The following is a 10,133-nucleotide window of genomic DNA, read 5'->3' on the forward strand; positions in this document are numbered from 1 at the left end:
GCATAGAAAGTTATGAAATCGTAGGATAAATGGGGTAGATTTAGAAGCATTTCCTTCATCACTTCTACCGGGAAGTTACAGACGATACTGTCTTCTATGGCAATTGCACCAATGGGATAGTACTGGTGGGTACTAAAACCACGCTGTCCCAGCATCTCTCCTTCTTTAGCCAAGCGCAGAATCTGCTCTCTGCCGTTAATACCCGTAGTTAGCACTTTCACTTTTCCGGAATACACAAAGTACAGACCATGAATTGGCGAGCCTTCAATTATAATATTTTGACTTTTTCGGCAGGGTATGGACACCTTCCTTGCCAAATAGGTCTCAATGTTCGGATCTTTGATATGCTTTTTGATCAAGCATTCGGTATTCGTACAATTGATACAATCGATGTGGTGTCTAATCATGATTTATACTGCCTTTACAAAAAGTTAATATACTTTAGGTTGGGACTTTATTACAGCTTAATTAGTTTTTGAGAAGCTCGTTTACACGATAGGTTCGGCGTATTCCCCGATGAAAAGGACGGCAGGTGTCATGGGTTTTTTCTCCAGTAAGGTCTGTTCAATATTGGCAATAGTACAGCTTAATAATGATTGCGCTGCTTGCGATACATGGCTCATTACCTGCACGGGCATGTTAGGGTCTATTCCGGCGTCGAGGACTTGTCTGGCAAGAATTCCAATATTTTGTAATCCCATATAAACAGAAACTGTTCCACCACCTCGAAGTACATTGATGACACTATCGATATTGGTCAGCGCATCGTTGGTCCTATGGCCGGTATAAAACAAGACCATCGGACTCTTACGACGTTCAGTTAATGGTACTTCCAATAGGCCAGAAGCCGCTACTCCCGCGGTTATACCTGGGATCACCTCGTAATTCATTCCATGCGATTTGCAAAACCGAATCTCTTCGGCACCACGGCCGAAGATCATCGGGTCACCGGCTTTTAACCGAACAACCCTTTTGCCTTGTGCTGCCAAATCCGCCATTGTAGCATGAATGGACTCTTGACGTTCCTCCTGATTTTGCCCGTCTCCCTGAAATTTACCCGCATAAATCAATGTGGCATTTTTGCGTACAATCTTTAGAATCTCGTAGCCATGCAGGGCATCATACAGAACTGCATCTGCCTCACTCAGGCGTTTGTGAGCCTTTAAAGTCAGCAGTTCCGGATCTCCGGGACCTGCGCCAACAATGGATATTAGGTGAGTTGTTGTCATTTTAACCTTGGGTTGAAGGACTATTTTCTTTTTTAACAGAAGTCGAGAAAATTAGCTCAATTATTATTCGATGCCAATAAATACAAAGTCGTCTTCTACTTTGACTGGATAAGTTTTTAATTGGTAACCTTCATCCGTCAGGCATTTGCCGTCTTCCAGCGAAAAGGTTTTCTTGTGGAAGGGACAAGCGACCTTGTGACGACCATCTGCATCGCCGGTCAAACCGCGCGAAATGGCCATTTCTCCTTTATGTGGGCACCGGTTCTGTGTGGCATACCAGCGACCTTCGTTGGTAAAATTGAATACGGCAATTTGTTCCCCGTTGATCAGCACGGCAGCGCCTCCGTTTTGCGGGAAGTCATCAACCGACGCTGCTTTTACCCATTCTTTTACTGTTGTTGTTATTTGTGTTTCCATAGTTTTATGCTTTTGCGGGAATTTTTTGTCCACGCATTGGTACGTATTTAATATTTTCGTCGATTTGGTCGGAGTTGACAAAGTGTCGGAATTTTTTACGCATTTCCGGGTTGCGAACAACAGTGGTCCATTCACATTGGTAATGTGAAATCAGTTCTACCATTTCCTGTTCCAGTTTTTCGCCAATTCCGAGAGAGTCCTTTACAATTACATCCTTCAGGTAACCCAACCCACCTTCCATTTCCGATAGCCATTTGGAAGTTCTGACCAGTGGACCCGCAGTTTTGATGTAGAACATCAGGAAACGGTCTAGGTACTTAATGCAGGTTTCTTTGTCCAGATCTGAGGCGAGCAGGTCGGCATGGCGCGGATTTGCCCCTCCGTTTCCACATACAAATAAGTTCCATCCTTTGTCGGTGGCGATGATGCCAAAGTCTTTGCCACGTGCTTCTGCGCATTCGCGCACACAGCCCGATACGCCACCTTTTAGTTTATGAGGAGAGCGCAGTCCTTTGTAACGGTTTTCAACTTCGATCGCAAAGCTTACAGAGTCGTCCATCCCATAACGACACCAAGTTGAACCCACACAACTTTTTACAGTGCGCAGTGCCTTTCCGTAGGCATGTCCGCTTTCGAAACCTGCATCGATCAATTCTTCCCAAATTTCCGGAAGTTGGTCCACTCGGGCACCGAATAGGTCGATGCGTTGACCTCCTGTGATTTTTGTATACAAGTCGTATTTTTTAGCTACTTGTCCAATTACAATTAGTTTCTCAGGTGTAATTTCTCCGCCAGGAATGCGGGGAACCACGGAGTAAACACCTCGTTGTTGAATGTTTGCCAGGAAGCGGTCGTTGGTATCCTGAATGGTGTCGTGCTTGGCAATCACTTCATTCCAAATGCTAGCCAAAAGAGAAGCTGTAACCGGTTTACATATTTCGCACCCGGAGCCTTTCCCATAAGCATTGATCAGCTCTGTGAACGATTTTATTTCATTCACTTTAATCAAATCGTACAGCTCCTGACGTGTGTAGTTGAAGTGCTCGCAAATGGTTTTACGTACTTCACGGCCCTGGGATTTCATGTAATGAGTCAACAAATCGTCTAGCATCGGCATACAGCCACCACAACCAGTACCTGCCTTGGTGCATTTCTTGATCAATGGAACAGCTTCGGCGCCATCTTTTTCAATAGCTTCTAAAATTTGACCTTTGCTAATGTTTTCGCAGGAACAAATAATGGCAGAGTCAGGAAGGTCGCCAACGCTAATGCCGACACCACCGTCACCACCACGAGCGCCCAGAATGAAGTCTTCCGGATTTTCAGGAAGAACAATTTTGTTATTGACTACCTGTTTCAACATGTTGTATTCGTCGGCCTCTCCAACTAAGATACCTCCGAGCAGGTATTTGCCGTCGGCCGATAGGTTGAGGCGTTTGTACACCCCACGGGCTTTATTTTCGTAGACGATGGTTTTTATGTCTTCCTGAGCGGAAAGCGCATCTCCAAAGCTGGCGACATCGGTGCCAATCAATTTTAGTTTCGATGAGAGGTCGAAACCAAGGAATTCCGCTGAGTCTCCGCTGATATTTTTAACCAACACTTCAGCCATTTCATAACAGGGAGCCACCAATCCCCAAACCATGTTGTGGACAACCACACACTCTCCAATTGCGAAAATATTCGGATCTGCAGTTTCCATTTTGCTGTTCACCACGATTCCTCCGCGCGGATGAACTTCCAGACCGGCTTGTTTAGCCAGTTCGTCGCGTGGCCGGATGCCTGCAGAAATGACTAGCAAATCGGCGTCGAGTGTTGTACCATCGTTAAATTCAAGGCCCTGGATGGATCCATTTCCTATGATGCATTTGGTGCTTTTGTTCAGCAAAACTTCAAGGTTAAATTCTTCGAGTTTCGTTTTAAGAATCTCAGCGCCTTGCGGGTCCAACTGGCGAGGCATAAGTCGTGGTGCAAACTCGACTATGCTGGTAGGAAGTCCATCATCCAAAACTGCTTTTGCTGCTTCTAGCCCGAGCAGACCACCACCGATCACAGCTGCTTTTTTGGACTGTGGGATGAAGGCTTTGATTTTGTCAATATCATCGAAGGTGCGATAAACAAACACACCTTGTTTATCAATGCCTTCAATCGGCGGAACAAAAGCAGAAGAGCCTGTTGCCAACACAAGAATATCGTAGTGATAAGTCAACTCTTTGGCTGAACCGATTGTCTTTGCTTCACGATCGATAGATGTGATTTGCTCGTGGGTACGCAATTCGATTCCATGTTCGGCATACCAGCCAGCCGGAGCTAATAAAAGCTCTTCTGGTACAGTACCGGTGTAATACGAAGTTAGATGAACCCGGTCATAAGCCGGGTGAAATTCTTCCCCGAAGACCAGTAGATCGTAATCTTGAATTAGTGGAGACGCGGCAAATTTTTCGCAAAATTTGTAGCCGGTCATGCCGTTTCCGATTAAAACAATTCTTTTCTTCATGATGCTATCTGTTAATTTTCTACTTTCAAATTTGTACTGTCGAATCCTTTTCCATCCTTGCCGAACTAACTTTTTAAGCTTACCGGCGTTTATCTTTTAAAATTGAAAAAACATGTATAGTTCTGTTTTCCCGAAAGCCGTTGAGGCATTGAAAGCTGCTCATCTGCAAGATCCCAATCTAGAGCCGGATGGCACGCCGGTTGAACTGTTGTATAGCCAGCGTCTGGCTAATTGTCTGTCTCAGGTTTATCCCGACGCATCGGAAGCGTTGTCCATAGGTACGTGGTGCCAGCATTTGTACCGCTGGGAGATTGCCCGTTGTACCTATCCTGAGGGACGTATTGGCTATTACCAGTGGCGCAACTATCTTGGTGACTACCAGGCTGAAAAGGCGGTTGAAATTTTGAAGGCATCCGGATATTCCAATGAGTTTATTTCCGAGGTTTGTGACATTCTGAAAAAACTGAATATCCATCGTTTGGATGAAGCCCAAAAGCTTGAAGATATCGTTTGCCTTGTTTTCCTGGAACATTACATGGATGGTTTCATGCCCAGAAAAACGGATGCACAACTGATTCAGATTGTGCAGAAAACCTGGGGAAAAATGTCTGCTCATGGTCATTCGGTTGCTTTAAAATTAAACTTATCTGAGCCTACCAAACGGATTGTTGGTTTGGCGTTGGCTTAATAGTTGAAAACCTGAAATCGGTTTTGATCAATTGAGAAAATCAATAATTTTCCTGAGAGTACCTCACCATATCCGGTGATGATTTTGATCACTTCATTGGCTTGGAGGCTACCGGCAATGCCTGGTAAAACACCTACCAAACCAATATCTTCGGTTTTGAACAAGCCATCTTTCGGCACGCTTTGGTATAGCTGGTCGAAAGCCGGTCCGTTGTTGTAGTTGAACACGGTTACCTGTCCCTCATAGTTAAGTACAGATGCGTAAGACAGTGGCTTGTTTAGCAGGGCACTCATTTGTCCGATTAAGGTGCGAGTTGCGTAATTATCAGTACAGTCGGCCACCACGTCGTAATTGGTAATAAGCTCTTTAGCATTGTCTACGGTTAAACGCGTGTCGTATTGGTTAACTTCGATCTCCGGATACAGCTCCAGAAGGCGATGTGCTGCAATAGCAATTTTCTTTTGTCCCAACTGCGCGGTGTTGTATAGTACTTGGCGTTGTAGGTTCGAAATACTCACCACATCATCATCAACTATTCCAATGCAGCCCACGCCAGCAGCAGCCAGATAGATCAACAAAGGGCTTCCTAAACCACCTGCACCGACTACGAGCACACGTGCGTTTTTTAGCCTTTGCTGTCCGCTTTCGCCTATTTCTTTCAGAGAGATATGGCGTGAAAATCGGCTGTGATCTTCTGTCGTCAGTTGTTTCATTGGGCCTGATCGTGTATATGTTCGTGATGATGTGGATGTGATGGAGAACTGCAATCACAGTTTTGTCCCCACTCGCTGGTGCCATCGACAAAAAACTCATGCTTCCAAATAGGGGCTTCAAATTTCACCCGGTCGATGATGTAGCGGTTGGCTTCGTAGGCTGCTGCACGATGTGCCGAACTGGTAATAACAACCACAGCACACCCACAAACATCAACCTTACCCACACGATGTACACAAACGGCTTTGTTCAAAGGCCATTTTTTGATGGCTGTTTGTATGATTTCTCCAATCATTTTCTCTGCCATCGGCACATACGCTTCGTATTCCAAATGGGTAACTGCCTTCCCTTTGTTGTTGTCTCTAACTTCGCCGCTGAACATCACTACAGCACCGCTGTTGGGATCCCTGAATTCATTGAACAGTTCCGCGTAGTTAATATCTTTATGTGAGATGTGTTTCATATTATGTTTGTCGCTGTTTATAACTAATGCTTAAGATCTTCTTGCTGGGTTAACCCCCGCTGGATGGCGGAATGATAAATATTGGATCATCGTTGGTCATCAAAGATTTTAAGGATACAAAGCTTTCACAGGCTGCTATCCGGCAGCTGTCCAGTATTTCAGTGGCCTCGGGGTTGAGCTTTTTCATTTCCTCGATCACACTCTCGTAAGCTACCGGCAGTTTTAATTTTAAACTCAGTTGTCCTTCAAAGAACTTCCGTAATCCGGCAAAACATGTTATTTGGATTGTTGTTTCCATTTTTTATCCTCCAATATTGCGCATAGACAACGCACTTCCGTGAAACCTGGCTGGTTGTTTCAGTAATAGTAGTTGTTTCAGCTTTTTACTAAGTAAATTTTCATCGTGAATGTACGGAGCAAGTTTGTCGCCGTTGGCATTACTCAGACATCCGAAAAAGTATCCGCGGCTGTCCATGCGCAGCCGGTTGCAGTCGTGGCAAAAAGGAGTCGATTCATTGGCGATGATGCCAAACAACCGATTGTCGCCAGCAGACCAATAGTGCGCTGTTTCCGATTCTTTTCGGGGCAACTGGGTGATCGGATATTTGTATCCGATAGTTTTTAGAATTTCCTCTTCTGAAAAGAAAAGCTCATTTTGTCCTTCATAGAGATATCCCATCTTCATTAGCTCGAGGTAGCGTACTTTGATTCCCATTTTTGCGGCGTATTCCAATAGTGGAATAATTTGGGATTCGTTTTGCCCCCGCATGATTACCGCATTTAATTTGACGTTTAAATCTTCTTTTAGTGCAGCATCAATGCCCTCAAAAACCTTTTCAGGGCTTTTATGACGGGCTATTCTTTTCATTACCTCGGGGGCGATAGCGTCTAACGAAACATTGATAGATTGAAGTCCGGATTCTTTCAAATGACGGGCAGTCTGTTTCAAATAATAGCCGTTTGTGGTCAGCCGAATATCGTCGATCCCTATGAGCTTTATTTTTTCAATCAGCCGGAATAAGTTCATATACAGCAAGGGTTCACCGCCAGTAAGGCGGATGCTTTTCAGATTACATAGTTCGTGGACGGCTGCGATCAATGCTGCAAATTCGTTGGTATCCAATTGCTCCTCATGGCCGATCTGTGCCATTCCTACAGGTGCAATACCCGATTCCGAGCTCACACAGTAGGTGCATGAAAAATTACAGGTATTGAGTAAGCTTACCCTCAGTTTTTCAAAACGTCTTCCCATTTGGTCTTCAATTCGATCCATCTATTTCTTTTTTACGCGCTAATGGCTTCTGTTATTTCTAATTCCTTAAAACTTGATTTTGGCGATTCACAAACCTGGCAACAGTAACTTTGTGGAAGAGCACTAAAGGTAGTTCCCGCGGGAATGTCGGCCAGTAGATCCCCGTATCGTTCATCGTAAACTGTACGGCAGTCCTGACACTGATGTACAGTCAGTTTTTGTCCTGAATGTTTTTGCTTTTGTCGTGGTAATTCTGGTGATTTCTCAACAAATTGCCGTGCATAATAACGCTTGGTCAGTTCGCTCAGTGCTTTGGGCAGATCTTGTCGACATACAGCTCTTTCGAATAGGATGTAATGATTGCTGTTGGGGTTGAAATCGTATGCATGTTCAATGCTGTAGCTACTTGTAAAATCGTATTTGCCGAGAAATGGCAAACGCCCGTTTTTACGAATCACGACAGTTGCGAAATTATCTTGCGTTTTGTTCTGAATCGCAAATGACAATCCGAACGTACGGATATCGAATTGGTCGAATGCCGAGACCAAGTATCGTTTTAATTTCAATGCTTCTTTATCGAGAAGTGGCAGGTGCCAGTTCAGTTCGAATGAAGAATGACGCATGTTAATACCAAAACGGCCAATCAATTCATCCCAGTAAACTTTGTCCTTTGCTTCGATGTCTTTAATCAGGAAGGTTTTCCAGGGCGTAAAGCTGATGTTCCCGGTGTTGGTTTTCATGCACAGGTCGCATACTTCCTTTAAAAACTGAATTGGATACTGGTTGTTTCGCCAGTAAAATCCTGCCCAGTACTGGCCTTTTCCGTCTAATTTTACTAAACCTTCGTAGTAGGGAAAGAAACCTTTTGGCAGCGTGATTCTAGATTCTTTATTCAGGGTGTTCTTTTGCAGTTCTGAGTTTGACAAACGAATGCTTAATTCCCCAACCGTTTGAATCTTTTCGGTTAGAATGAGTTGTTCTAGTTTAGCCGCAAACTCAGCAATATCGTCGGTAAAGATCAGCCCCGGCCAACTTTCTGGATCTTTTTTTTCCTTCATATTCAGGTACAGGTGCCAGTAATTTGGCACTTCTGATGCAATAAAATTAATTTGCCCGTAAAACAGAGGAACCATATTCTGACATGGATCTACAATGTTTACTCGTAACTGGTGGTCGAAGGTAAACTGATTGATAATCTTCAGATAAGTTCCCGAGTAAACCCAGTTGGTCGAAGGTAGAATATCGACACACACAAAGGATGAAACTACATTTTGCAAGCCGGAGCTTCTCTTCTGAATTGAAATTGAAGAGCCTTCAATATTTGGTGTAAAATCCGATGGCAGATCGAAGAGGATGTCCTGACGTGAGCCCAGTAAAACGTGCTTATTGCCATATTTTTCGGCCATTTCTAGTACGTTGGCTAAAAGGGCAGGTGAGATTACTCCTCCTTTGCTGAGTACACGGTGAAGATATTTGTTGTTTGGCGTTTTCATTCTTAATTAATGATAACAGGTTCCTGTTCTTCTTTCAATAGTTTTTGAATTTCTGGGCGACAACTGCCACAGCCTAATCCGGCGCCGGTTGACTCGCAGATTGCATCCAGTTGATGACATCCACCACGAATGGCTTTCTGAATATTACCGGCCCCAACATTGTTGCAGGAGCAGAGCAATTTACCCATGACCGGCTCAGCTGGTTTGCCCGTGCGAAGTAGCTTGTTGCGCAAGCCAGCCAGCTCTGTTTGCTGAACGATCAGTTTTTTGAATTCAGCAAATTCAGCTTTATCGCCCATCAATATAGCTCCCATCAGTATATCGTCTTTCACAATACATTTTTTGTAATAGCGGGCGGCTTTATCGATAAATACCACTTCTTCAAAATCTTTTGATCCGGCCGGAATTGAAGTAAGTCCGACCGAGCAGAGATCGATACCCGGGAATTTGAGGATATTCATTGGGACAGTTCCATGGTATTCGCTCATCGGGTTGCCCAACAGGTGGTTTGCCAATACATCGGCTTGTTCTTCGGCTGCCGCAGTAATACCAAACAGGCTGCCGTGCAATTCTGCTATTTCACCAATTGCATATATGTTATTGCAGCTGGTTTGCAGATGCTCATTGACGATAATACCGCGACGCGTGTCAACAATGTTTTTGGCAAAATCGATATTCGGTTTTGTACCAATGGCAAATACCACTGCGTCAAAGGTCAGGCGTTTGCCGCTTTTGAAGCTAACCCGATGTTTTTCATTTTGATCGTAATTCAACTGGCTTAGCTCGTCGTTAAACAAAATATGAACGCCTTTTCCCGTTAGAATTTCTTTGAGCAGTGTGGCTGATTCATTGTCCAGCTGGCGGTCCATAAGTCTTGGGTTGCGGTTAACCAAGGTTACCTGAACATCCAGTTCAAGGAGAGAGGCAGCCATTTCCAAACCCAACAATCCTCCGCCAACAACCAATACACGGTTGCCCGATTTGATTTCTTTTCGGAATCGATCAGCGTCGTATCGGCTTCGAATGGTATAGGTTGAAGGGAGTTGCATCCATTCGGTATTTGCAACATTGGGACTCGAACCCGTTGCTAAAATGAGTTTTCCAAAGGAGTAGATTTTACCGTTTGAGCATTCTACTGATTTTGCGTCACCATTAATTGCTTTAAGGCTCACACCAGCTTCAACCTGTATGTTTAATCTTTTTATTTCTTCGTCGTTTGTTTTTTGAAGGGCTTCCCAAGTCATGCTGCCTGCAATATAATCGGGTAACAATACCCGGTTATAAAATGGGTAAGTTTCCTTTGAGATCACCAAAATCCGGTCGGTTTGGTTTTTCTCGCGATAACTACGTACAAACTGAAGCGCAGCAGCTCCGGCGCCC

11 protein-coding genes are annotated in these 10,133 nt (G+C 44.4%); 1 reads left to right on the forward strand and 10 read right to left on the reverse strand.

From position 1 onward, the window contains the following. The 4 genes from AC37HE_RS00130 to nirB form a co-directional block, all read right to left on the reverse strand. A partial coding sequence (locus AC37HE_RS00130; protein WP_500780734.1) for a Crp/Fnr family transcriptional regulator occupies positions 1–407 on the reverse strand: 407 nt, incomplete at its 3' end. A gap of 81 nt (positions 408–488) precedes the next feature. Then, the gene (cobA, locus tag AC37HE_RS00135; RefSeq protein ID WP_500780735.1) at positions 489–1,229 is read right to left on the reverse strand and encodes a uroporphyrinogen-III C-methyltransferase; all 741 of its coding nucleotides are present in this window, start codon (positions 1,227–1,229) and stop codon (positions 489–491) included. 63 nt (positions 1,230–1,292) lie between these two features. Then, the gene (nirD, locus tag AC37HE_RS00140) at positions 1,293–1,646 is read right to left on the reverse strand and encodes a nitrite reductase small subunit NirD (RefSeq protein WP_500780736.1); all 354 of its coding nucleotides are present in this window, start codon (positions 1,644–1,646) and stop codon (positions 1,293–1,295) included. 4 nt (positions 1,647–1,650) lie between these two features. Beyond that, positions 1,651–4,143, reverse strand: a complete 2,493-nt coding sequence (gene nirB / locus AC37HE_RS00145) for a nitrite reductase large subunit NirB (RefSeq protein WP_500780737.1) — start codon at positions 4,141–4,143, stop codon at positions 1,651–1,653. 112 nt (positions 4,144–4,255) lie between these two features. On the opposite strand from nirB, the gene AC37HE_RS00150 reads away from it, so the two are divergent. After that, positions 4,256–4,831, forward strand: coding sequence for a DUF4202 domain-containing protein (locus tag AC37HE_RS00150; protein WP_500780738.1), 576 nt, complete (start codon positions 4,256–4,258; stop codon positions 4,829–4,831). Here AC37HE_RS00150 and AC37HE_RS00155 read toward each other — a convergent pair. The 6 genes from AC37HE_RS00155 to AC37HE_RS00180 all read right to left on the reverse strand — a co-directional run. Further along, a complete protein-coding gene (locus tag AC37HE_RS00155; RefSeq protein ID WP_500780739.1) occupies positions 4,828–5,544 on the reverse strand; it encodes a HesA/MoeB/ThiF family protein in 717 nt (238 codons plus the stop codon). The genes AC37HE_RS00150 and AC37HE_RS00155 overlap by 4 nt on opposite strands. Next, entirely contained in the window at positions 5,541–6,008 is a 468-nt protein-coding gene (locus AC37HE_RS00160; RefSeq protein ID WP_500780740.1) for a molybdenum cofactor biosynthesis protein MoaE, read from the reverse strand. Before AC37HE_RS00160 ends, AC37HE_RS00155 begins: the two co-directional genes overlap by 4 nt. A 49-nt stretch (positions 6,009–6,057) precedes the next feature. Further along, a complete protein-coding gene (locus AC37HE_RS00165; protein WP_500780741.1) occupies positions 6,058–6,306 on the reverse strand; it encodes a ubiquitin family protein in 249 nt (82 codons plus the stop codon). Positions 6,307–6,309: 3 nt separating this feature from the next. Continuing rightward, positions 6,310–7,281, reverse strand: coding sequence for a GTP 3',8-cyclase MoaA (locus tag AC37HE_RS00170; protein WP_500780742.1), 972 nt, complete (start codon positions 7,279–7,281; stop codon positions 6,310–6,312). Positions 7,282–7,292: 11 nt separating this feature from the next. Continuing rightward, a complete protein-coding gene (locus tag AC37HE_RS00175) occupies positions 7,293–8,753 on the reverse strand; it encodes a rubredoxin (RefSeq protein ID WP_500780743.1) in 1,461 nt (486 codons plus the stop codon). 2 nt (positions 8,754–8,755) lie between these two features. After that, positions 8,756–10,133, reverse strand: a 1,378-nt coding sequence (locus tag AC37HE_RS00180) for an FAD-dependent oxidoreductase (protein ID WP_500780744.1), incomplete at its 5' end; no start/stop codon positions are given.

This window comes from Mangrovibacterium sp., assembly GCF_059905295.1.